This is a genomic window from Mesoterricola sp. MK458, from assembly GCF_055384935.1.
In genome coordinates, this window is the sequence record NZ_AP045075.1 from 4,239,886 (window position 1) to 4,263,106 (window position 23,221).

The window sequence follows — 23,221 nt, forward strand, 5'->3', positions numbered from 1 at the left end:
GCCGCGAGAACCCCATGAAAAGCTCCATTCGCCGCGTGGCCATCTGCACCGGAGGCGGCGACGCCCCCGGCCTGAACGCCGTCATCCGAGCCGCCACCATCGCCGCCCAGCGCCGGGGCTGGGAGGTCTACGGCATCCGGGAGGGGTTCAACGGGATCTTCTTCCCCGAACGCTACGCCGACGGCGGGGTCTTCCGCCTCACCCGGGACCGGGTCCGCGGCATCACCCACCTGGGCGGCACGATCCTGGGCACCACCAACAAGGGCAACCCCTGCCACTTCCCCCTGAAGATGCCCGACGGCACCGTGCGCGAGGTGGACCGCACCGACGAGATCCTGGAGTTCTTCGCCAAGCGCGAGCTGGACGCCCTGATCTCGGTGGGCGGCGACGGGTCCCTGACCATCGCCAACGCCCTGGCCGAAAAAGGCCTGCGCGTGGTGGGCGTGCCCAAGACCATCGACAACGACCTGGACAAGACCTTCACCACCTTCGGCTTCGACTCCGCGGTGGCCTTCGCCACCGAGTGCCTGGACCGCCTCCACAGCACCGCCGAGAGCCACCAGCGCGTGATGGTCGTGGAGGTCATGGGCCGCTATGCCGGCTGGATCGCGCTCCACGCGGGCATTTCCGGCAGCGCCCACGCCATCCTCATCCCCGAGATCCCCTTCGACCTGGACAAGGTGGTGGAGGCCATCCGCACCCGGGACTTCCACAACCGCATGTACTCCCTCGTCATGGTCGCCGAGGGCGCCGCCCCCCGGGACGGTGCCCGCCTCGTCGCCGCCGCCGCGGAAACCGGCCACGCCGAGCGCCTGGGCGGCATGGGCGACCAGGTGTGCAAGGCCCTGCAGGAGCGCACCGGCAAGGACTCCCGCAGCGTGGTCCTGGGCCACCTCCTGCGCGGCGGAAGCCCCACCTCCTTCGACCGCCTCGCGGCCCTGCGCTTCGGCGCCGCCGCCGTGCGCGCCCTGGACGAGGGCCACAGCGGAATCATGGTGGCCCTGGCCGTGAACGGCGTGAACTACGTGCCCCTCGCCGAAGTGGCCGGCCGCATGAAGGGCGTGCCCCTGGACGCCGACACCCTTCAGACGGCCCGGGACCTGGGGATCTGCATGGGGGATTGACGCCCGCAGGTCCTGTCGGGCGTGAAAAACCGGGAAAGCTCCTGATCCTCCCCTTGTATCGCCCCTGAACCAGGACCCCCGGTCCTCAAATCCTGAAGCTGGTGGTGAGCGCGTTGAGCTTTTCCGCAGCCGCGCTCAGATCCCCCACCGTCCGCGTCGTCTCCCGGAGCGTCGCGGCCATTTCCTCCATCGCGGCCGCGTTCAGTTCCGCGATGTCCGTGAGCGCTCCCATGGCCGCCACCACCTCCTGGCTGTCCTGGCTCTGGGTGCGGCTCTGGTTGCCGATGGCATCCAGCCGGGCGCTGCTGGCGCGGATGGATTCCAGGATGGTCTTCAGGGAGGCGCCTGCGGCGTTGACCTGACCGCTGCCCGCTTCGATGCCTTGGGTGGAGCGGTGGATGAGGGTGGTGATTTCCTTGGCGGCCTGGGCGCTGCGCTCGGCCAGTTTGCGCACCTCGTCCGCCACGACCGCGAAACCTCTCCCTTGCTCGCCGGCTTTGGCGGCCTCGATGGCGGCGTTCAGGGAAAGGAGGTTGGTCTGGTTGGCGATTTCGGTGATGACGGTGATGATGTTGCCGATCTGGCTGGAGTCGTCCTGAATGGCCCGCATGGCCCTGACCGCCTCCTCCACTTCCGCGCCGCCGCCCTCGGCCGCGGCCTGGGCCCGGTCGAAGACCTCGAGGGCGTCGGTGACGTTGCCGAAGACGACCTTGGAGGCCTTGGCGATGGTGCCGACCTTGAGGTTGGCCTGCTCCACGCTCACCTTCTGGTTGTCGGCGCCCTTGGCGATGGATTCGGCGGTGGAGGCCATTTCCGACATCCCCGAGGACATCTCGAGGGTGCCGGAGGCCATGCGGTCGGAGATGACCGCCACCTGCTGGACGGTGGAGTGGATCTTGCCGACGAAGAGGTTGAAGTTGGCCGACAGGGCGGCGATCTCGTCCTGGCCGGACACCTCCAGGCGCACGGTGAGGTCCCCTTCGCCCTGGGCGATGTCGTTCATCCGGTGTCCGATGGCCGCCAGGGGTCCGGTGATGGTCCTGCCCAGGTAGAGGGCGGCGGCTCTTCCGCCCAGCACCAGGAGGATCCCCAGGCCACCCATCCAGGCCAGGCTCTTCCCGATCTCCCGCTGGAGCCGGTCCCGGTTCATGGCGATGAGGAGGAACGTGCCCTTGGAGGCGTACCCGGAATACACCACCGGCCCGGCCACCACGAGGTACCCGTCCCGGGAGAATTGCCGGTCGCCCTTGGCGGCCAGGGGCTGGGCCAGGGCGGCCGCGTCGATCCTGGCCTTCTCGTCCACCACCTGGTGGGCCACCACCGCCTTGCCCTCCTCGAGGTTCACGATGCAGGCGAGGCTGACGTCCGGGTCCCCCTTGATCTGTTCCAGGAAACTTTCCGTGGCCCGGACCGTGGTCCCCATCTCGTCGCTCTGGAGGCTGGGAGCCACCGCGGGGCCGAGGATCGTGACGAGATTCCCGCCCTTGGACCACATGGCGTTGGTCTGGATCCGCCGGAAGAGGATGCCGGCAAGGAGGCAGGCGCTGAGAGCCAGGCCTGCTGCAAGGAAGCTGGTGAAACGGACCATCTTCTGCTGGATGGTGACAGCCTTCGCGGACTTCATGGTCCCCTCGCCTAGGATTGAGTAGGGAGAGTATGTCAGCTTTATTGAATTTTTAAATCCATTTGCCGGTTGGCCAGGTGCTTCCGGATGCGTTCCTTGACCTCGTCCATCAGGGGATTGGGAATGGGGACAGAAAGGTTGTACTGCAACAGTTTCCAGGCGCCATCCCTTGTTTCAAGGACGCCGGTGCCGCGGCAGGGTCCCAGGTTCGGGGTTTCCAGGTCCTCCTCGAAGTAGGCCACGGCGCCCCGCCCGGCGAAGGTGATGGTGCGTCGCGTCGCCCGGAAGGACCAGGCCTTGCCCCGGGCGAAGAAGGGGTGGGCGAAGGCGCGGAAGGCGGGCTTGGGCCAGCGCTCGGTGGCGTCCGTGCCCAGGAATACGGCCTCCTCCGCCATGTGGCCGAAGTAGCGGGCCTCATCGGCCTGGGCGGCGGCCAGGTGCCAGTCGTCCAGGACGGCGGCCACGGCGGCCTCCGGGGTGGGGGAGGCCACGAGGGCGGGGACCAGGAGGAGGGCGGGAAGGACCATCGGTACCTCGAAGGCGCGGGGAGTGGGGAAAGGAACCGGACGGGGCTAGAATGACGCAGGGTTCATTGCCCGTGGTGCCATTTCAACGTAAACGCTTGGCTTATCGCGTGGTCCAAGGTGAGAGGGCGCCCGGTGGCGCCGGAATAAACGACCCATTCATCATGGTTTTGGTAGAATACCTCTGATAACGATGTGTATCCCGAACTCCCGTCCGGTGGGTTGATCCGTCGGCATTTTCTACAGGTTTTGGCACCCCATGGACGCAAACGAATCGGTCATCAATCCGTCTCTTGAAGCCGGCAGTTCCCGCAGGCCGTGGAAGGTGTGGGTGGGCCTGGCCGTCGTGGCCGCCATCGCGGGGATCGTGGCGGTGAAGGCCATGTCGGGCGGCGCCAAGGCGGCGCCTCCCCAGCGGCCTGTGCCCGTGGCCTCGGGGGTGGCCCGCACCGGGGACATGCCCGTCAACCTTTCGGGGCTGGGCACCGTGGTGCCCACGGACGCGGTGACGGTGCGTACCCGCGTGGATGGCCAGATCATGAAGATCCACTTCCGGGAAGGCCAGATGGTGGCCGCGGGCGATCTCCTGGTCACCATCGACCCCCGGCCCTTCCAGGTGCAGCTGCTCCAGGCTGAAGGGCAGATGGCCAAGGACCAGGCCGTGCTGCGCAACGCGCGCATGGACCTGACCCGCATCCAGTCCCTCTTCGACCAGAAGATCGTTTCCCGGCAACAGCTGGACACCCAGAGCGCCCTGGTCGACCAGTGCGAGGCGGCCGTGAAGGCCGACACCGGTTCGGTGGAGAGCGCCCGGCTGAACCTGACCTACAGCCGCATCACGGCGCCGGTCTCGGGGAAGGTGGGCCTGCGCCTCGTGGACACGGGCAACACCGTCAAGGCCTCGGACGCCGCGGGCCTGGTCACCCTCACGCCCGTGTCCCCCATCAACGTGCTCTTTTCGGTCCCCGCCGACAACATCCGCAGCGTGCTGGACAGCAGCAGCGGCGGGAAGACCCCGGTGGTGGAGGTCTACGACCGCGACATGAGCCGCAAGCTGGCCACCGGGACCCTCCTGGCGGTGGACAACCAGGTGGACGCCACCACCGGCACCGTGCGCATCAAGGCCCAGTTCGCCAACAAGGACGGCGCGCTCTTCCCCAACCAGTTCGTCAACGCCCGGCTCCTGGTGGACACCCTGCGCGGCGTCCTCATGATCCCCGCGGCCGCGGTCCAGCGGAGCCCCAACGGAACCTTCGTCTACGTCATCAAGCCTGACGGCACCGTGGAGCTGCGGCCCGTGGAGCCCCAGGCCACCGAGGGCGACGTCACCGCCCTGCGCGCGGGCCTCAAGCCCGGCGAGAAGGTGGTGGTCAGCGGCCTCGACAAGCTCCGGCCCGGCAGCAAGGTCCTCGAGGAAGGGCAGGGCGCCCCCAAGGCCGCCAAATGAATCCATCCAGGCCGTTCATCCTCCGGCCCATCGCCACCTCCCTGCTCATGGCCGGGATCATGCTGGTGGGCTTCCTGGGCTTCAAGCAGCTGCCGGTCTCGGCCCTGCCCCAGGTGGACTACCCCACCATCCAGGTGCAGACCTTCTACCCCGGCGCCAGTCCCGACGTGGTGGCCACGGCCATCACCGCGCCCCTGGAGCGGCAGTTCGGGCAGCTCCCCGGCCTGAACCAGATGACCTCCAGTTCGTCCGAGGGCAGCTCCCTGGTCACCCTCCAGTTCGCGCTGGACCTCAACATCGACGTGGCCGAGCAGCAGGTCCAGGCGGCGGTGAACGCCGCGGGCACCTACCTCCCCAGTGACCTCCCCAATCCGCCCATCTATTCCAAGACGAACCCCGCCGACGCCCCCATCCTCACTCTGGCCCTCACCTCGGAGACCCTGCCCCTGCCCAAGGTGGAGGAGTTCGCCGACACGCGGCTGGCCCAGAAGATCAGCCAGCTTCCCGGGGTGGGCCTGGTGAGCATCAGCGGCGGCCAGAAGCCCGCCGTGCGCGTGCAGGTCAACCCCGTGGCCCTGGCCTCGTACGGACTTTCCCTGGCCGACATCCGCGCCGCCGTGGGCGCGGCCAACGTCAACCAGGCCAAGGGCGCCTTCGACGGGAAGATGCAGTCGTACGCCATCGGCGCCAACGACCAGCTGCTCAGCTCGGCCCATTACAAGCCCCTGGTCATCGCCTACAAGAACGGCAACCCCATCACCCTGCAGGATGTCGCCACCGTGGTGGACGGCGCCGAGAACACCAAGCTCGCGGCGTGGATGAACCGGACGCCGGCGGTGATCCTCAACATCCAGCGCCAGCCCGGTGCCAACATCATCGCGGTGGTGGACCGCATCAAGGCGCTGCTTCCCCAGCTCCAGGCGTCGATCCCCGCCGCGGTGAAGATGCAGATCCTCACCGACCGCACCACCACCATCCGGGCTTCGGTGGAGGATGTGGAGTTCGAGCTGATGCTCACCATCGCCCTGGTGATCCTGGTGATCTTCCTCTTCCTGAGGACCTTCGCGGCCACGATCATCCCCAGTTTCGCCGTGCCGCTGTCCCTGGTGGGCACCTTCGCGGTGATGTACGTCCTGGGATACAGCCTGAACAACCTGACCCTCATGGCCCTGACCATCTCCACCGGCTTCGTGGTGGACGACGCCATCGTCATGATCGAGAACATCATGCGGTACATCGAGGAGGGGGTGCCGCCCATGGAGGCGGCCCTGCGCGGGTCCGAACAGATCGGATTCACCATCGTGAGCCTGACGGTCTCCCTCATCGCGGTGCTCATCCCGCTCCTCTTCATGGGTGACATCGTGGGCCGGCTCTTCCGGGAGTTCGCCGTGACGCTGGCCGTGACGATCATCGTCTCGGCCGTGGTGTCCCTGACGCTGACCCCCATGTTGTGCGCCCGTCTCCTTCGCAACCAGCGCGAGCACGAGAAGGGCCGGTTCTACCAGTCCTCCGAACGGGTCTTCAAGGCGGTCATCGCGTTCTACGGGCGCACCCTGACCTGGGTCCTCAAGCGCCAGACGGCCACCCTGTGGGTGGCGGTGGGCACCCTGGGGTTCACGGTGCTGCTTTACGTCTGGATCCCCAAGGGCTTCTTCCCCGTGCAGGACACGGGCGTGATCCTGGGCATGTCCGAGGCCCCCCAGACGGTCTCCTTCCTGGCCATGGCCCGCAAGCAGCAGGAACTGGCCGAAGTGATCCTCCAGGACCCGGCGGTGGAAAGCCTCTCGTCCTTCATCGGTGTCGACGGCACCAACTCCACCCTCAATTCCGGCCGGGTCCAGATCAACCTCAAGCCCCTGGAGGAGCGCCGGCTCAGCGCCAGCGACGTCATCCGGCGCATCAAGCCCGAACTGGAACGCATCGACGGCATCAAGCTCTACATGCAGCCGGTGCAGGACCTGACGGTGGAAGACCGGGTGAGCCGCACCCAGTACCAGTACTCGATGGAAGACCCCGACCCCAAGGTCCTGGGAACCTGGGTGCCGCGGTTCGTGGAGGAGATCTCCAAGATCCCCATCCTCCGGGACGTGGCCAGCGACCTCCAGGACAACGGCCTCCAGACTCGTCTCGTCATCGACCGGGCCTCGGCGGCGCGCCTGGGCATCACCCCGAAGATGCTGGACGACGCGCTCTACGACGCCTTCGGCCAGCGCCAGATCTCGACCATCTTCACCGAGCTGAACCAGACCCGGGTCGTGCTCGAGACCAAGGATGGCTTCCGCGAGGGCCCCCACGCCCTGGACAACATCTACCTCAAGTCCAACACCGGGGGGGCCGTGCCCATCACCTCCATCACCCGCGTGGAGAACGCCTTCGCCCCCCTGTCCATCAACCACCAGGGCCAGTTCCCCGCGGCCACCGTGTCCTTCAACCTGGCCCGGGGCGCCTCCATCGGCGACGCGGTGCGCGAGATCGAGAAGGTCCGGGCGGCCATGGACATGCCGGGAAGCCTCCAGTCCGAGTTCAAGGGCACCGCCCAGGCCTTCCGGGCCTCGCTGGTGAACACCCCCTTCCTCATCCTGGCCGCCCTGGTGACCATGTACATCCTGCTGGGCGTCCTGTACGAGAGCTACATCCACCCCGTGACCATCCTCTCCACCCTGCCGTCGGCGGGCGTGGGGGCCCTGCTGTCCCTCATGATCTGCCGCACCGACTTCAGCGTGATCGCGCTCATCGGCATCATCCTGCTCATCGGCATCGTGAAGAAGAACGCCATCCTGATGATCGACTTCGCCATCGACGCCGAGCGCAAGGAGGGCCTGCCTCCCGAGGAGGCCATCTACCAGGCCTGCCTCCTGCGGTTCCGGCCCATCATGATGACCACCATGGCCGCGCTCCTGGGCGCGGTCCCCCTGGCCATGGGCACGGGCGTGGGCGCCGAGCTCCGGCGGCCCCTGGGCATCTCCATCATCGGCGGCCTCATCTTCAGCCAGGTGCTGACCCTCTACACCACCCCGGTCATCTACCTGGCCTTCGACCGCATCGCGCGCAGGCTCAAGAGCATGCGCAAGGCCGGCGTACCGGCCGAGGCCCGATGAGCATTTCCGCCCCGTTCATCCGGCGGCCCATCGCCACCTCCTTGTTGACCATCGCGGTGGCCCTGGCCGGGAGCCTCGCGTTCCGGTTCCTGCCGGTGTCCCCGCTGCCGCAGGTGGAGTTCCCCACGATCCAGGTGTCGGCGGGCCTGCCCGGAGCCAGCCCGGAGACCATGGCCTCCTCGGTGGCCACGCCCCTGGAGCGGCAGTTCGGACGCATCGCCGGCATCACGGAGATGACCTCCACCAGTTCCCTGGGTTCCACCAGCATCACCATCCAGTTCGACCTGAACCGGAACATCGACGCGGCGGCCCGGGACGTGCAGTCCGCCATCAACGCCGCCCGGGGCCAGCTGCCCGCCAACCTTCCCAACAACCCCCGCTACCGCAAGGTCAACCCCGCCGACGCCCCGGTGATGCTCCTTTCGCTCACCTCGGACATCGTGCCGCGGCAGAACATGTACGACATCGCCTCCAAGGTCCTGCAGCAGCGCTTGTCCCAGGTGCCCGGGGTGGGCCAGGTCTTCGTGTGGGGCGGCGCCCTGCCCGCGGTGCGGGTGGAGGTGGACCCCGACGCGCTCCACGCCCGGGGTCTGAGCCTGGAGGACGTGCGCCAGGTGCTCCAGCAGGCCAACGTCAACCAGCCCAAGGGGTCCCTGGTGGACGGGGACAGGACGTTCATCATCAACACCACGGACCAGCTGCTCAAGGCCAAGGACTACGCCGATCTCGTCATCTCCTTCGCCGGGGGCGCCGCGCTGCGGGTGCGGGACGTGGCCCGGGTCACGGATTCCGTGGAGGACCTGCGCAACGACGGCCTCACCAACGGCAAGCCTTCGGTGACCATGGCGGTCTTCCGCCAGCCCGAGGCCAACATCATCGAGACCGTGGACGCGGTGCGCGCCCTGGAGCCCCAGCTCAAGGCCTCCCTGCCGCCCTCGGTGGCTTTCGAGGAGGTGCTGGACGCCACCCAGACCATCCGGGCCTCGGTCAAGGACGTGGAGCGGACCCTCATGATCTCCGTGGGACTGGTGATCCTGGTGGTCTTCATCTTCCTGCGCGACTGGCGCTCGACGCTCATCCCCAGCGTGGCCGTCCCCGTGTCCCTGGTGGGCACCTTCGGGGTCATGTACCTGCTGGGCTACAGCGTGGACAACCTCTCGCTCATGGCGCTGACGGTGGCCACGGGCTTCGTGGTGGACGACGCCATCGTGGTGGTGGAGAACATCACCCGCCATCTGGAGGGGGGCCTGTCCCCCTACGATGCTGCCATGGAGGGGGCCCGGGAGATCGGGTTCACCGTCCTGTCCATCAGCATCTCGCTGTGCGCCGTGTTCATCCCCATCCTCCTCATGGGCGGCATCGTGGGCAGGCTCTTCCGGGAGTTCGCCGTCACCCTGTCGGTGGCCATCCTCATGTCCATGCTGGTGTCGCTCACCACCACGCCCATGATGTGCGCGCGGCTCCTGCGGCCGGCCTCAGAGGCCCGCCACGGCCGGCTCTTCCAGGCTACCGAACGGTGGTTCAAGGCGGTGCTGGGCGGCTACGAACGCAGCCTGGCCTGGGCCCTGCGCCACAAGCGGATGACCTTCATGACCGCCGTGGCCACCGCCATGGCCACGGCGCTGCTCTACATCTTCGTGCCCAAGGGCTTCTTTCCCCAGCAGGACACCGGACGCATCCGGGGCGCCATCCAGGCCGACCAGTCCATCTCGTTCCAGGCCATGAAGGGCCGGTTGCGGGAGTTCGTCAACATCGTCAGGGCGGACCCGGCGGTGAGCGTCGTAACGGGCTCCGTGGGTGGCGGGGGCACCACCAACACGGGCCGGGTCTTCGTGGCCCTCAAGCCCATGAACGAACGCGACGTCACCGCGGACCAGATCATCGCCCGCCTCCGGGGCAAGCTGTCGAAGGTCGCCGGCGCCACGCTCTACCTTCAGCCGGTGCAGGATATCCGCATCGGAGGCCGGGGCGGCAACGCCCAGTTCCAGTACACCCTCCAGGGGGACGAGTCCCGGGAGCTGTTCCAGTGGGCGCCCCGGGTCTTCGAGAAGATGCGGGGCATCAAGGAACTGGTGGACGTGAACACCGACCAGCAGAACCAGGGCCTCCAGGCCAGCGTGGTGGTGGACCGGCCCACCGCGGCCCGGCTGGGCGTGACCTCCCGGATGATCGACAACACCCTCTACGACGCCTTCGGGCAGCGGCCGGTGTCGACCATGTTCACCGACCTCATCCAGTACCATGTGGTGCTGGAGGTCGCCCCCGAGCACTGGCAGAACCCCGATTCCCTGGACAAGATCCGGGTGCGCTCCACCACCGGCGCCCTGGTTCCCCTGTCGGCCTTCGCCAAGTTCCAGCGGGAGACCACCCTGCTGGCGGTGGCGCACCAGGGGCAGCTGCCGTCGGTGACCATCACCTTCAACCTGGCTCCGGGCGTCGCCATCGGGGACGCCGTCAATGCCATCGAGAAGGCCCAGGAGCAGATCCGGCTTCCGGCCACCATCCGTGGAAGCTTCATGGGCACGGCCCAGGCCTTCAAGGCCTCGCTGGCCAACGAGCCCATCCTGGTGCTGGCCGCGTTCCTCGCGGTGTACCTCGTCCTGGGCATCCTCTACGAGAGCCTGATCCACCCGCTGACCATCCTCTCCACCCTGCCGTCGGCGGGCGTGGGCGCCCTGGTGGCCCTGATCATCTGCGGCACGGAGCTGAGCTTCATCGCGTTCATCGGCATCATCCTGCTCATCGGCATCGTGAAGAAGAACGCCATCCTGATGATCGACTTCGCCATCGAGGCCGAGCGCAAGGAGGGCCTCACCACCGAGGAGGCCATCTTCCAGGCCTGCCTCCTGCGCTTCCGGCCCATCACCATGACGACCATGGCCGCCCTCCTGGGGGGCCTGCCCCTGGCCCTGGGCCGGGGCGCGGGCTCCGAGCTGCGCAGGCCCCTGGGCATCGCCATCGTGGGCGGGCTCCTGGTCAGCCAGATCCTCACCATCTACACCACCCCGGTCATCTACATCTACATGGCCCGGTTCAGCCGGTGGTTCGTGGCGGCCAAGAACCGGTTCCTGGGGCGCCTCCGGGGGGTTGCCGCCCTGGAAAGTTGAAAACCCCATCGGATAAGGGCATGATGAGGATCATTCCTGGGAACTCCTGATGGGTCGTATGTGGACGGTGGTGAGCTGCCTTTCCCGGAACGCGGGATGACCGGGGCGTCCTCCGACCCCGGCGAGCTCTATCTGAGCGAGCAGCGCTTCCAGGCCATCTACGAGTCCGTGAACGACGGGATCCTGATCCAGGACCTGGACACCGGCGCGACCCTGGACGTGAACCGGCGCTTCGGCGAGTTCCTGGGCCTTTCCCAGCAGCGGCTCCTGGCCACGGAGCTGGCCGACACCGGGCTGGGGATCTGGCCCTACACCCGCGAGGTGGCCATCGACTGGGCCCTGAAGGCCATCCAGGGCGAGCCCCAGACCTTCGACTGGCTCTGCCCCCACCCCTCGGGCCAGCTGGTGTGGCTCGAAGTGAACATGCGCCGCGCCTGCATCGGGGGCGTGGACCGCCTCCTGGTCACCGCCAGCAACATCACGGCCCGCAAACGCCTGGAGATGGAGGCCACCGCCCGGCTCAAGCGGGCCGAGGCCCAGAACGCCGTGTCCCTGGCCCTGGCCGGCGTGGGCCCGGACTACGGGACCGCGCTCAAGCTCATCGCCCAGCACATGTCCACCTCCGTGGGCGACCTGTGCATCCTCGACCTGGTGGGGGACGACGGCCTGCTCCACACCGAGGTGGTGAGCCAGCCCTACATCGGCGGGGACCCGCTCCTGCCGGCCCTGGAGGGCCTGGCCCCCACGGCCGCGGGGGTCCTGGGGCCCGGTGCGCTGCTGGGGGCGGGGCAGGTGGCGGGCACGGGCCAGAGCCTGCGCCTGGAGCGCGCCACGCCCGGCGAGATCCGGGAGCACCTGCCGGCCGCCTTCCACCCGTACCTCGACCACTTCCGGGTCCACAGCCTCCTGGTGGCGCCCATGCGCACCGAGGGCAGCACCATCGGCACCATCACCCTGGTCAAGGGGGGCTCCTCGCGGGCCTACTCCATGGAGGACGAGGCCACCCTCCAGAGCCTGGCGGACCGGGCCGCCCTCACCATCACCAACGCGCGCCTCTACGCCCGCAACCTGGAGCAGGCCGAGGCCCTGCGCCGGGCCAACCAGGAACTGGAGCGGCGCGTGGAGGAGCGCACCGCGGAACTGGAGGACGCCAACGCGCGGCTCCGGGAGATGGCCCTGCAGGACGGCCTCACGGGCCTGGCCAACCGCCGCCGCTTCGACTCGACCCTGGACAACGAGGTGCGCCGGGCCCGGCGCTCCGGAGGGTGGGTGGCCCTGCTCCTGGGGGACGTGGACTTCTTCAAGAAGTACAACGACCGCTACGGCCATCTGGCCGGCGACGAGTGCCTCAAGGCCGTGGCCCGGGTCATGCGGGACGTCTTCCGCCGCGCCGACGACCTTCCGGCGCGTTACGGCGGGGAGGAGTTCGCCGTGGTCATCGCCGGCTCCACCCCCGAGCAGGCCGCCTTTTCCGCCGAGATGTTCCGCAAGGCCGTGGAGTCCCTGGGCATCCCCCATGCCGACTCGTCCGTGTCCGAGGTGGTGACGATCAGCGTGGGCTACGTGGTGGCCCAGGCCACGGAGGCCTCCAGCCCCGCCTGGTTCATCTCCCGGGCGGACGAGGCGCTCTATATCAGCAAGGCGAACGGGCGGAACCGGGTGACCCAGGCGGATTAGAGGACCCACGGGTTGGCAATAATCCTCCCGGTTCTCAATGCCACTCGCCTGCTCGTATAACGTTAATATTTGGTGTTCTAGAGAACTCCATATTGTGGATTCAACCCATATGGACGATGATGGGTGACCTCCAAAGCCGGAGGCCGGGAGTTCAAGTGCCTAATAAACGACGCTGGGATCTTCTTAACACCTCCTTTCTTCTGGGCACCCTCGGGCTGGCCCTCGTGCTGGTGCCCCTGGAATTCCGGCACTCCCTGACCCACTGGGGCCCCTGGGTGGCCTTCACCGTCATGTTCTTCGCCATCGGCCTGGGCGTGACCGCCGGCTACCACCGCCTCTACAGCCACCGCACCTACCAGGCCGCCTGGCCCGTGCGCCTCGTGCTCCTGTGCCTGGCCGCGGCCAGCTTCCAGAATTCCGCCCTGCAGTGGTGCAGCAGCCATCGCATCCACCACCGCCACGTGGACCATGACCGGGACCCGTACAACAGCACCAAGGGCTTCTGGTACGCCCACTGGCTCTGGATCATGCAGGCCGAGACCACGCCCATCGAGGGCGTCGCGGACATGGAGAAGGACCCCCTGGTGCGCTGGCAGCACAAGTACCATTTCCTCATCGGCGGCCTCGTGGCGCTGATCCCGGCGGGGGTGGGCCTGGTGCGGGGCAACCTCTTCGGCTACCTCGTCATCGGCGTCCTGCTGCGCATCGTCGTCACCCACCACACCACGTTCTTCATCAACAGCGCCGCCCACTACTTCGGCACCCGGCCCTACACCGACGCCAACACCGCCCGGGACAACGCCTTCCTGGCGCCCTTCACCTACGGCGAGGGGTACCACAACTACCACCACCTGTTCCAGTGGGACTACCGCAACGGCGTTAAGTGGTACCAGTTCGACCCCACCAAGTGGCTCATCTGGACCCTGGCCCTGGTGGGCCTGGCCCGGGGCCTGCGCCGGGTGCCGGACGCCGCGATCCGCCGGGCCCGCCTGGCCATGGAGGAGAAGACCCTCCTGGCGGGCATCGCCACCCCCACCCCCGCCGCGGACCGTCTCAGGGCGGCCCGGACCCGGCTGGACCAGGCCCTGGCCCGCATGCAGGAGCACGTGGAGGGGTGGGAAGCCCGCGTGTCCGAGCGCAAGGCCCAGAAGCGGGAGGCGTGGGTGCTGAGGAAGGCCGAATGGAAGGCCGCCATGATCCAGATCCGGGCGGAGGTCCGCGTGGCCTACTGGGAATGGAGGACGGCCCGGCAGGAGGTTCGGCGGCGGGTCTACGCCTGAATATGGGACGGCCCCGTCCCGCTTATGGGACGGGCTCCGGGGTGACCGCCTGACCAAGTATTGATTTATGGGGTCTTGGCGTTAGGCACGGTCCTGGCTTCCCTTCGACGGCAGAGCCTTCGGAGCCGTTCATGGACATCCCCATCACAACCCCGCCCAGTCGCAAGAAGTACTACGCCTGGGGGGGCGCGGGTCTTGGCATCCTGGCGCTCACCATCGGGCTGGCGCGGCTCAAGCCCGCGGTGCCCTCGGTGGAGCGCCAGGGGATCCTGGTGGATACCGTCAAGCGGGGACCCATGGTGTTCCAGGTGCGGGGCACCGGGACCCTGCAGCCGGTGGACGTGCGCTGGATCACCACGGGCTTCGACAGCCGCGTGGAGAAGATCCTCGTGTACCCCGGCACCCCGGTGAAGGCCGACACCGTCATCCTTGAGCTGTCGAATCCCGAGCTGCAGCAGGCCGCCCTGGACGCCCAGTGGCAGTTCAAGGCCGCCGAAGGAGAACTCACCAGCGCCAAGGCCCGGGTCCAGGAGGCCCTCCTGGACAAGCGCTCCTCCCTGGCCACCGTCAAGGCCAACTACGCCGCGGCGCGCATGGACCTGGACGCCAACGAGCGCCTGGAGAAGGAGGGTCTCGTGGCGCGCCAGGTGCTCATGCAGGCCCGGGGCAAGGCCGAGGAGCTCACGACCCGATACCAGATCGAGCAGGACCGCCTGAGGATCGGCGAAGCCTCCCTCACCGCCCAGCTCGCCGCCAACAGCGCCAAGGTCGAGCAGGCCCGGGCCCTGTGGCTTCTCAAGGCCAGCCAGGTGGAGGCCCTCAAGGTGCGCGCGGGCCTCAAGGGCGTCCTGCAGCTCCTGCCCGTGCAGGTCGGGCAGCGCCTGACCCCGGGCAGCACCCTGGCCAAGGTGGCCGAACCCTCCCGCCTCAAGGCCGAGCTCCGCATCAGCGAGACCCAGGCCAAGGACCTCGTCCTGGGCCAGACGGTCTCGGTGGACACCCGCAACGGGCTGGTGCAGGGCAGGGTGGCGCGCATCGACCCCGCCGTGACCAACGGCACCGTCCTGGTGGACGCCACCCTCGAAGGCGCCCTGCCCAAGGGGGCCCGGCCCGACCTGAGCGTCGAGGGCATCGTGGAACTGGACCGGGCCTCCGACGGCGTGTTCGTGGGCCGTCCCGTGCAGGCCCAGGCCTACGGAACCCTGGGGCTCTACCGGCTCAGCGCCGACGGCTCCGAGGCCCGGCGCGTCCAGGTGAAGCTGGGGCGCGGGTCGGTCTCCACCATCGAAATCCTCGAAGGCCTCAAGCCCGGCGACCAGGTGATCCTGTCGGACACCAGCGCCTTGGACACCTCCGACCGCATCCGGATCAAGTAATCCCTTTCCAGGAGATTCCATGTCCCCCCGATCCATCATCCAGCTCGACGCCATCCGGAAGGTCTTCACCACCGACGAGGTGGAGACCCACGCCCTTTCCGACATCCACCTGGAGATCCAGGAAGGGGAGTTCATCTCCATCGCCGGGCCCAGCGGCTGCGGCAAGTCCACCCTCCTCTCCATCCTCGGGCTGCTGGACACGCCCACCCACGGCCGCTACACCCTTAACGGCAAGCCCGTGGCGGGCCTCAACCTCTCGGAGCGGGCCCGCATCCGCAACCACGAGATCGGGTTCATCTTCCAGAGCTTCAACCTCATCGGCGACCTGACGGTGTACGAGAACGTGGAGCTGCCCCTGGTGTACCGGGGGCTGCCCCTGGGCGAACGGCGCACGCGGGTCATGGAGGCCCTGGAGGAAGTGGGCATGTCGCACCGCTCCAAGCACCTTCCCAGCCAGCTTTCCGGCGGCCAGCAGCAGCGCGTGGCCGTGGCCCGGGCCGTGGGGGGCCGGCCCTCCATCCTGCTGGCCGACGAACCCACCGGGAACCTGGACTCCACCAACGGCGACGCCGTCATGGACCTGCTCAAGGAACTCCACCGCCGCGGGTCCACCATCTGCATGGTCACCCACGACCAGCGTTTCGCCCAGCACGCCGACCGGACCATCCACCTCTTCGACGGGCGGGTCGTCGAGGAATCCCTGGCCAAGGCCTGAGGGAGGACCCATGCACGCCATCCTCGACGATCTCCGCAGGGCCTTCCGCTCCCTGCTCAAGACCCCGGGCTTCACCGCGCTCGCCGTGCTGATCCTGGCGCTGGGCATCGGGGCCAACGCGGCCATCTTCCGCCTCGTGGACCGAGTGCTTCTCCAGCCACTGCCCTATCCGGATTCGGACCGGCTCGTGGCGGTCTGGGGCGCCGTGCCGGTGCGGGACCGCTCCGACAACCCGCTCTCCGCCCCCGACTTCCTGGACTGGCAACGGAGCGCGGGCCAGGTGGAAGGCATGGCCGCGCTCTCCAACGACTCCCTGAACCTCACCGGCGACCAGGAGCCCCAGGACGTCCCCGCGGGCCGGGTGTCGTGGAACTTCTTCCGGGTCGTGGGGGTGCATCCCTTCCTGGGAAGGGGCTTCCTGCCCGAGGAGGACCGGGCCGAAGGCCCCCGGGCCGTGGTGCTGATGCACGATTTCTGGACCCGGCGCTTCGGCGCCGACCCGGGCATCGTGGGCCGCTCCATCCGCCTCAGCGGGCTGGACACGACGGTGGTGGGCGTCATGCCCCAGGGGTTCCGCTTCGCCCATCGCATCGGCGGCACCAGCATCCTGCTGCCCTCCGCCTTCACGAAGGACCAGCTCGACCAGCGCGGCAGCCACTTCCTGGGCGTCGTGGGCCGGCTGAAGCCCGGGGCCACCGCCGCATCCTGCGAGGCCGACTTCAAGCGCGTGGCCGCGGGGCTCGCCGCCGCCTACCCGGACACCAACCGCAACTTCACCGCCCGCGTGGTGCCCCTCCGGGACCAGGTGGTCGTGAACGCCCGGGGGACGCTCCTGGTGCTTTCGGGCGCCGTGGCCTGCGTGCTCCTCATCGCCTGCGCCAACCTCATGAACCTCATGCTGGCCCGCAGCTCCCGCAGGCAGCGGGAGATGGCCATCCGCGCGGCCCTGGGCGCCGGCCCCGGCGCCCTGGTGTGGCACGCACTGGCCGAGAGCCTGGTGCTGGGCCTCATGGGCGGCGCGGCGGGGCTGTTCCTGGGCCACTGGGCCCTGAACGGGCTCGTGGCCATCCTCGGGTCCAACCGCACCGGCATCGAGGCGGCGCCTCTGGACGCGCGGGTGGTGGCGTTCACCGTCGTGATCTCCCTGCTGGCCTCGGTCCTGTTCGGGCTGGTGCCCGCCCTCAAGGCCGAACGGCTCCACCTGGCCGGCTCCCTCAAGGAGGGCAAGGGCACCGGGACCGCAAGCCACCCGCGCCTGCGGGGCCTCCTGGTGGCCTCCGAGACGGCCCTGGCCACGGCCCTGCTCATCGGGGCCGGGCTGATGCTCCGGAGCCTGGTGCACCTGCAGAACGTGGACCCGGGCTTCCGCCCGGACCACGTCCTCCTGGCCCGCATCTCACTCCCCCGCTACAAGTACGCCGACACCGCCTCCCGCAACGCCTTCATGGTCGAATTCCAGCGCCGGCTGGAGGCGACCCAGGGCGTGGCGGCGGTGGGGATCAACGACACGCCGCCCCTGCTGGGCTCCACCAGTTCCAGCTCCTACGACGTGGGGGGCCAGGAGAGCGCGGACGGCCAGGAGGCCCTTAACCACCACGTCACCCCGGGCTACTTCAAGGCCATGGGCATCCCCATCCTCCAGGGCCGCGACATCGCCCCCAACGAATCCACCACCATGGTCGTGAACGAGGCCTTCGCCCGGAAGCACTTCCCGGGCGGCAACGTCCTGGAGGGCCGCATCTCCATGGACCGCCGGGAAGAGCCATTCCTTTCCATCGTGGGCGTCGTGGGCGACGTGCGCCACGCCAGCCTCAGCAAGGGCGGGCAGCCCGAGATGTATTTCCCCATGGCCAGCGTCACCGACAGAGGCTTTCCCATCCCCAGCTTCGTGGTGGTCCTGCGCACCGTTCCCGATCCCGCCGGCATGCTCCCCGTGCTCAAGCGGGTGCTGCGGGAAGTGGATCCCGAACTGCCCCTGGGCAACCCCCGGACGATGGAGACGGCCCTCACCCGGGACCGCCAGGACGCCCAGGCCCGGAGCATCCTCCTGGGGTCCTTCGCGGCCCTGGCCCTGGTGCTGGCGGCGGTGGGCATCTACGCCGTGGTCACCTTCCTCACCGCGTTGCGCACCCGGGAGATCGGCGTCCGCATGGCCATGGGTGCCCAGGTGCGCGACGTGCTGAAGCTGGTGGTGGGCCAGGGGCTGAGCATGGCCCTGGGCGGCGTGGCCGCGGGCGTGGTGATCTCCCTGGCCATGGGCCGGGCCCTGGACGCCCAGATCGCCGGCGTCACCTCCTGGGATCCCGCGACCTTCGTCACCGTGGCGGGCCTGCTGTCCCTGGTGGGCGCCCTGGCGTGCCTCCTGCCCGCCCTGAGGGCCACCAAGGTGGACCCCATGGTGGCCCTGCGGAACGAGTGACGACCGTTCGGACCACCTGAACCCGGGTCCCGCGCGGAGTAGGATAGACCCTGGAACCCGACCATGCCCTCGAACGCCCCCCGCATCCTGATCACCGATGACCAGCCCGATGTCCGGGAGAGCCTGCGGCTCCTCCTGAAGTCCGAGGGCTTCCGCACCGACACCGCGGCCTCCCCGGAGGCCGCGCTGGCGGCCCTGGACGCGGGCCGGCCCGACCTGGTGCTCATGGACATGAACTACAGCCAGGACACCACGTCCGGCCAGGAGGGCCTGGCCCTGCTGGAGGGCATCCAGGCCCGGGAGCCCGGCCTGCCGGTGATCGTCATGACCGCCTGGGGCAGCATCGACCTGGCGGTGGAGGCCATGCGGCGGGGCGCCAAGGACTTCGTGCAGAAGCCCTGGGAGAACGCCCGGCTCCTGGCGACCCTGCGCACGCACCTGGAACTGGCCGCGGCCCTGAGGAAGAGCCGGCGCCTGGAAGCCGAGAACCGGATCCTCCGGGAGGGCGCCCCGGCCATCGTGGCCGCCTCCCAGGCCATGGTCCACGTGATGGAGATGGTGAGCCGCATCGGGCCTTCGGAGGCCTCGGTGCTCATCACGGGCGAGAACGGCACGGGCAAGAGCCTCCTGGCGCAGGCCCTCCACGCCGCCAGCTCCCGGGCCGACAGGCCCCTGATCACCCTCAACGCGGGCGGGCTCTCCGAAGGCGTCCTGGAATCCGAGCTCTTCGGCCACGTGAAGGGCGCCTTCACCGACGCCAAGGGCGAGCGCGCCGGGCGCTTCGAGCTGGCCGACGGCGGCACCCTTTTCCTGGACGAGATCGCCAACGCGCCGCTGCCGCTCCAGGCCAAGCTCCTGCGGGTGCTGGAGACCGGCGAGTTCGAGCGGGTGGGTTCGAGCCGCACCCTGCGCGCCGACGTGCGCATCCTCAGCGCCACCAACGCCGATCTGGACGCCGAGGTGGCCGCGGGCCGCTTCCGGCAGGACCTGCGCTTCCGCCTGGACACGGTCGAGCTCCACGTGCCGCCGCTGCGCGAGCGCCCCGAGGACATCCTGCCTCTGGCCACGCGGTTCCTGGAGGAAAAGGCGGGGCGCTACCGGAAGGCCGTCGCCGGCTTCGACGCCGGCGCCCAGAAGGCCCTCCTGGCCCACCCCTGGCGGGGCAACGTGCGCGAGCTGGCCCATGCCGTGGAACGCTCCCTGCTCATGGCCGGCGGCCCCTGGATCACCGCCCCGGACCTCCTGCTGGGCGCCAAGGGCGCCCCGGCCCCGGCCCTGGACGACCTGAGCCTGGAGGACATGGAGGCCCTGCTCATCCGCAAGGCCCTGGCCCGCCACGGCGGGGCCACCGCGGCCGCCGAGGCGCTGGGGCTTTCCCGGAGCGCCATGTACCGGCGCATGGCCAAGCTCGGCATCTCCGCATGACCCACGACCGGCGGATGCAGCTCCAGGCCCTCCTGGGCGCGCTTCCCGCCGTGGCGCTCTCGGCGGTGCTCCTGGCGCGCAGCCCCTGGCCCTGGCCGGTGCGGGTCCTGCTGGCCCTGGGCGCGGCCGCGGCGGCGTGGTTCGCCGCGCGCTCCATCCGCGCGCGGGTGCGGCGCCCCCTCCAGACGCTCTCCAACCTCCTGGCCGCCATCCGGGAGGGGGACTACTCCTTCCGCGCCCGGGAGCCGTCCCTGGCCGACGCCCTGGGCTCGGTGTACCACGAGCTCAACACCCTGAGCGAACTCATGCAGCAGCAGCGCATGAAGGCCATGGAGGCCACGGCGCTCCTGCGGGCGGTGATGGCCGAGATCGACGTGGCGGTGTTCGCCTTCGACGGGGACGGCCTCCTGCGCCTGGTGAACCGGGCCGGGGCGGGGCTGCTGGGCAGCGTCCAGGAGCGGCTTCTGGGCCGGCCCGCCTCGGAGCTGGGCCTCGCCGCGGCCCTGGACGGGGAAGCCTCGGCCCTGGCCGACATGGCCTTCCCGGGCCGGGCGGGCCGCTTCGAGCTGCGCCGGGGCACCTTCCGCCAGGGCGGGCGGGCCCACCGGCTCCTGGTGCTCTCGGACCTCACCCGGCCCCTGCGCGAGGAGGAGCGCAAGGTGTGGCACCGGGTGATCCGCGTGCTGGGCCATGAGATCAACAATTCCCTGGCCCCCATCCAGTCCCTGTCCGAGAGCCTCATCCGCATCCTGGAGCGCCAGGAGGAGGACTGGATGGACGACGCGCGCCAGGGCCTGGGCATCATCGCCTCCAGGGCCCAGGGCCTGGGCCGGTTCATGGAAGGCTACACCCGCCTGGCCCGGCTCCCGGAGCCGCGCCTGGCCGAGGTGGACCTGGAGGCCCTGGCGCGCCGGGTGGCGGGCCTCGAGCAGCGCCGCCCCGTGGCCGTCGCCCCGGGCCCCCCCGTGATCCTCCAGGCCGACGGCGACCAGATCGCCCAGGCCCTCATCAACCTGGTGCGCAACGCCGTGGACGCCGGCGAAGGCCCCGTGACCCTGCGCTGGTCCCTGCAGCCCGGCGCCGTGGAGATCTGCGTGGAGGACCGCGGCCAGGGCCTGCCCACCGGAGGCAACCTCTTCGTGCCCTTCTTCACCACCAAGACCGGCGGCAGCGGCATCGGCCTGGTCCTGAGCCGGCAGATCGCCGAGGCCCACGGCGGAAGCCTGGTGCTGGCCAACCGCGAGGATGGACCTGGTGCGCGAGCCGTCCTCCGCCTGCCGCTGGCCGCCGATACGGGACTTGGCTAGGATCTTTCGTCATCGAGGTCGTTCGAAACGAAAAACCTTGTCGGTGCGCCCGGAAAGCCGGGGCGAGGAGGATGGATGACATAGAAACCTGAAACCTCGCAATGGGACCCGGCGGGTAACCACCCCCGCCTGGCAAAGCTGGCCAGCAGCCAGAAGCGAGTCTTGCGTAGGGTGTGGGTGACCTGCCCTGCGAAGCGTAGACAGCGAGCGAATAGGCCGTGTGATGGAGCCTCGAAAGATTTAGAGCGCGGGAGCCGACGTCGTCGACAGCACGGAAGGCCGCACCGTAGGGTCGTAATGGCCTGACCCGAGGGTCCCGCCGGGGTCGAAGAGCAGGGCATGTTCGCAGGGGGTCCCCCCAGGAACCGGGGAGGCCCTGCCGTTTCCGCCTGGAACCGTGGTTAGGGACGCCACAACCCAAACAACCCTGGCCTGGACGGGGGGCACCGACCCGATCAGGAGCGAACAACCGGATGCGAAGGCGGTACCGCCTCCTCAAGCCAAACGAGGGAAGCGGGAGGATCGGCAGGGAATCGGAGCAGCTCGTAGTAGCGATGAAGGCGGGGAACCGATCCGAGGGACCCGCCGGAGCCAAGGGGCTGCCAGATCACGGAAACGTTGGAGGGAAAGGCCATGGGAACTTCGTCTCCCGGAACGGTCTCCACGAAACAACAACGGATAGCAGAATTGTCCAGGCAGATGCCGGAGGCGGCGCTGCGTACCCTGGCCCACCACATGGACGTCGAATGGCTCACGGAAGCCTACCGGCGAACCCGAAAGGATGGGGCGGTGGGGATAGACGGACAGACGGCCAAGGACTATGCGGAAAACCTGGAGGCAAATCTCCAATCTCTGCTGAGACGGGCCAAGGACGGCGACCCCTACAAAGCCCCGCCCGTGCGAAGGGTATTCATCCCCAAAGCGGATGGAACCCAGCGTCCCCTGGGGATCCCCACCTTCGAGGACAAGGTCCTCCAAAGGGCGGTGGTCATGCTCCTGGAACCCCTCTATGAGCAGGACTTTCTGGACTGTTCATACGGATTCCGGCCCGGGCGGTCGGCGCACCAGGCCCTGCAGGCCATCTGGAACCAGACGATGAAAATGGGGGGCGGGTGGCTGCTAGACGTGGATATCCGACAGTATTTCGATACGTTGGACCACGCCTGCCTGCGGGAAATGCTGGACAAGCGGATGCGGGACGGAGTGGTGAAGCGCCTGATCGGCAAATGGTTGAACGCGGGAGTCCTGGACCAGGGATGCATCACGCACCCAGAGACAGGCAGCCCGCAAGGCGGGGTGATCTCCCCGATGCTGGCGAATATCTACCTCCACGAAGTGCTGGACGTGTGGTTCGAACGAGAGGTGAAGCCCCGGCTGCGGGGCCAGGCCTTTCTGGTGCGCTACGCGGACGATTTCGTGATGGGCTTCGCCCGGGAAGAAGACGCACGGCGTGTCCTGGAAGTACTGCCGAAGCGATTCGAGAAGTTCGGTCTGAAGATCCATCCGGACAAGACCCGGCTGGTGGAATTCCGGAAGCCGAAGGAACCGCGGGACCCCGAAGGGGGCCCTGGCAACTTCGATTTCCTGGGGTTCACCCATTACTGGGGCAAGTCCCTGAAAGGGGCCTGGGTGGTGAAGCGGAAGACTTCGAAGAAGCGGTTCAGCCGTGCCATCAGGACGCTGGGGGATTGGTTCAGGCACAACCGGCATGAACGGATCCAGGACCAGCACAAGACCCTGCGCCAGAAGCTGGTGGGCCACTACAACTACTACGGCATCACAGGGAACTCGCGTTCCATCGGCAACTTCAGATACCAGGTCATGCACCTGTGGAAGAAGTGGCTGGGGCGGAGGTCCCAGAGGGCAGTGCTCTCCTGGAAAGCCTTCTACAGGTTGCTGGAACGGTTTCCGCTCCCTCAGCCAAGGCTGAAAAGGAACGTGCCTCGCCCACTCGCAGCTACTTACGTGGTCTGAGGAGCCGGATGCCTTAATCGGGCACGTCCGGATCTGTGGGGGGCCTGGGGCGGCAACGCCCCGGGCCTACCCGACCCGAGGCGCCGAAGACGCCGAGGATCGCCGAAAAAGATTTTCTATCTTT

The 23,221-nt window shown here is 68.6% G+C and carries 14 protein-coding genes; 12 read left to right on the forward strand and 2 right to left on the reverse strand.

Annotated features, from left to right (window positions below; all coding sequences use genetic code 11):
* The first annotated feature begins 14 nt into the window (after nucleotides 1-14).
* Complete coding sequence (locus tag ACZ5LB_RS18595) at nucleotides 15-1,124, forward strand: 6-phosphofructokinase (RefSeq protein WP_464603696.1); 1,110 nt, start codon at nucleotides 15-17, stop codon at nucleotides 1,122-1,124.
* 85 nt (nucleotides 1,125-1,209) lie between these two features.
* Here the strand turns inward: ACZ5LB_RS18595 and ACZ5LB_RS18600 are convergent, their stop codons facing one another.
* Together ACZ5LB_RS18600 and ACZ5LB_RS18605 are read right to left on the reverse strand one after the other, a co-directional pair.
* Complete coding sequence (locus ACZ5LB_RS18600; RefSeq protein ID WP_464603697.1) at nucleotides 1,210-2,748, reverse strand: methyl-accepting chemotaxis protein; 1,539 nt, start codon at nucleotides 2,746-2,748, stop codon at nucleotides 1,210-1,212.
* A 41-nt stretch (nucleotides 2,749-2,789) separates the two neighbouring features.
* Nucleotides 2,790-3,275 carry a nuclear transport factor 2 family protein gene (locus ACZ5LB_RS18605; protein WP_464603698.1) on the reverse strand — a complete coding sequence of 162 codons (486 nt, stop codon included), beginning with the start codon at nucleotides 3,273-3,275 and terminating at the stop codon, nucleotides 2,790-2,792.
* Nucleotides 3,276-3,531: 256 nt separating this feature from the next.
* On the opposite strand from ACZ5LB_RS18605, the gene ACZ5LB_RS18610 reads away from it, so the two are divergent.
* From ACZ5LB_RS18610 to ltrA, 11 genes are all read left to right on the forward strand, one after another.
* Nucleotides 3,532-4,719: an MdtA/MuxA family multidrug efflux RND transporter periplasmic adaptor subunit gene (locus ACZ5LB_RS18610; protein ID WP_464603699.1), complete on the forward strand. Its 1,188-nt coding sequence runs from the start codon at nucleotides 3,532-3,534 to the stop codon at nucleotides 4,717-4,719.
* Nucleotides 4,716-7,817: a multidrug efflux RND transporter permease subunit gene (locus tag ACZ5LB_RS18615; RefSeq protein WP_464603700.1), complete on the forward strand. Its 3,102-nt coding sequence runs from the start codon at nucleotides 4,716-4,718 to the stop codon at nucleotides 7,815-7,817. Before ACZ5LB_RS18610 ends, ACZ5LB_RS18615 begins: the two co-directional genes overlap by 4 nt.
* The gene (locus ACZ5LB_RS18620) at nucleotides 7,814-10,924 is read left to right on the forward strand and encodes a multidrug efflux RND transporter permease subunit (RefSeq protein WP_464603701.1); all 3,111 of its coding nucleotides are present in this window, start codon (nucleotides 7,814-7,816) and stop codon (nucleotides 10,922-10,924) included. The genes ACZ5LB_RS18615 and ACZ5LB_RS18620 overlap by 4 nt, the downstream gene beginning before the upstream one ends.
* Before the next feature lie 96 nt (nucleotides 10,925-11,020).
* Complete coding sequence (locus ACZ5LB_RS18625) at nucleotides 11,021-12,601, forward strand: sensor domain-containing diguanylate cyclase (protein ID WP_464603702.1); 1,581 nt, start codon at nucleotides 11,021-11,023, stop codon at nucleotides 12,599-12,601.
* 155 nt (nucleotides 12,602-12,756) lie between these two features.
* Entirely contained in the window at nucleotides 12,757-13,881 is a 1,125-nt protein-coding gene (locus ACZ5LB_RS18630) for an acyl-CoA desaturase (RefSeq protein WP_464603703.1), read from the forward strand.
* Between the two features lie 131 nt (nucleotides 13,882-14,012).
* Complete coding sequence (locus tag ACZ5LB_RS18635; protein WP_464603704.1) at nucleotides 14,013-15,257, forward strand: efflux RND transporter periplasmic adaptor subunit; 1,245 nt, start codon at nucleotides 14,013-14,015, stop codon at nucleotides 15,255-15,257.
* Between the two features lie 19 nt (nucleotides 15,258-15,276).
* A complete protein-coding gene (locus tag ACZ5LB_RS18640) occupies nucleotides 15,277-15,972 on the forward strand; it encodes an ABC transporter ATP-binding protein (RefSeq protein WP_464603705.1) in 696 nt (231 codons plus the stop codon).
* A 10-nt stretch (nucleotides 15,973-15,982) separates the two neighbouring features.
* Complete coding sequence (locus ACZ5LB_RS18645) at nucleotides 15,983-18,391, forward strand: ABC transporter permease (RefSeq protein WP_464603706.1); 2,409 nt, start codon at nucleotides 15,983-15,985, stop codon at nucleotides 18,389-18,391.
* Between the two features lie 63 nt (nucleotides 18,392-18,454).
* A complete protein-coding gene (locus ACZ5LB_RS18650) occupies nucleotides 18,455-19,816 on the forward strand; it encodes a sigma-54-dependent transcriptional regulator (RefSeq protein ID WP_464603707.1) in 1,362 nt (453 codons plus the stop codon).
* Nucleotides 19,813-21,123 carry a sensor histidine kinase gene (locus ACZ5LB_RS18655; protein WP_464603708.1) on the forward strand — a complete coding sequence of 437 codons (1,311 nt, stop codon included), beginning with the start codon at nucleotides 19,813-19,815 and terminating at the stop codon, nucleotides 21,121-21,123. The genes ACZ5LB_RS18650 and ACZ5LB_RS18655 overlap by 4 nt, the downstream gene beginning before the upstream one ends.
* A 687-nt stretch (nucleotides 21,124-21,810) precedes the next feature.
* Complete coding sequence (gene ltrA, locus ACZ5LB_RS18660) at nucleotides 21,811-23,097, forward strand: group II intron reverse transcriptase/maturase (protein ID WP_464603709.1); 1,287 nt, start codon at nucleotides 21,811-21,813, stop codon at nucleotides 23,095-23,097.
* Nucleotides 23,098-23,221 lie beyond the last annotated feature (124 nt).

Bases quoted from the DNA above. Each gene is read 5' to 3' on its own strand.
- ACZ5LB_RS18635 (WP_464603704.1), top strand. From the start codon at position 14,013: ATGGACATCCCCATCACAACCCCGCCCAGTCGCAAGAAGTACTACGCC.
- ACZ5LB_RS18605 (WP_464603698.1), bottom strand. From the start codon at position 3,275: ATGGTCCTTCCCGCCCTCCTCCTGGTCCCCGCCCTCGTGGCCTCCCCC.
- ACZ5LB_RS18620 (WP_464603701.1), top strand. From the start codon at position 7,814: ATGAGCATTTCCGCCCCGTTCATCCGGCGGCCCATCGCCACCTCCTTG.
- ACZ5LB_RS18655 (WP_464603708.1), top strand. From the start codon at position 19,813: ATGACCCACGACCGGCGGATGCAGCTCCAGGCCCTCCTGGGCGCGCTT.
- ACZ5LB_RS18640 (WP_464603705.1), top strand. From the start codon at position 15,277: ATGTCCCCCCGATCCATCATCCAGCTCGACGCCATCCGGAAGGTCTTC.
- ACZ5LB_RS18600 (WP_464603697.1), bottom strand. From the start codon at position 2,748: ATGAAGTCCGCGAAGGCTGTCACCATCCAGCAGAAGATGGTCCGTTTC.
- ACZ5LB_RS18645 (WP_464603706.1), top strand. From the start codon at position 15,983: ATGCACGCCATCCTCGACGATCTCCGCAGGGCCTTCCGCTCCCTGCTC.
- ACZ5LB_RS18625 (WP_464603702.1), top strand. From the start codon at position 11,021: ATGACCGGGGCGTCCTCCGACCCCGGCGAGCTCTATCTGAGCGAGCAG.
- ACZ5LB_RS18595 (WP_464603696.1), top strand. From the start codon at position 15: ATGAAAAGCTCCATTCGCCGCGTGGCCATCTGCACCGGAGGCGGCGAC.
- ACZ5LB_RS18610 (WP_464603699.1), top strand. From the start codon at position 3,532: ATGGACGCAAACGAATCGGTCATCAATCCGTCTCTTGAAGCCGGCAGT.
- ACZ5LB_RS18615 (WP_464603700.1), top strand. From the start codon at position 4,716: ATGAATCCATCCAGGCCGTTCATCCTCCGGCCCATCGCCACCTCCCTG.
- ACZ5LB_RS18650 (WP_464603707.1), top strand. From the start codon at position 18,455: ATGCCCTCGAACGCCCCCCGCATCCTGATCACCGATGACCAGCCCGAT.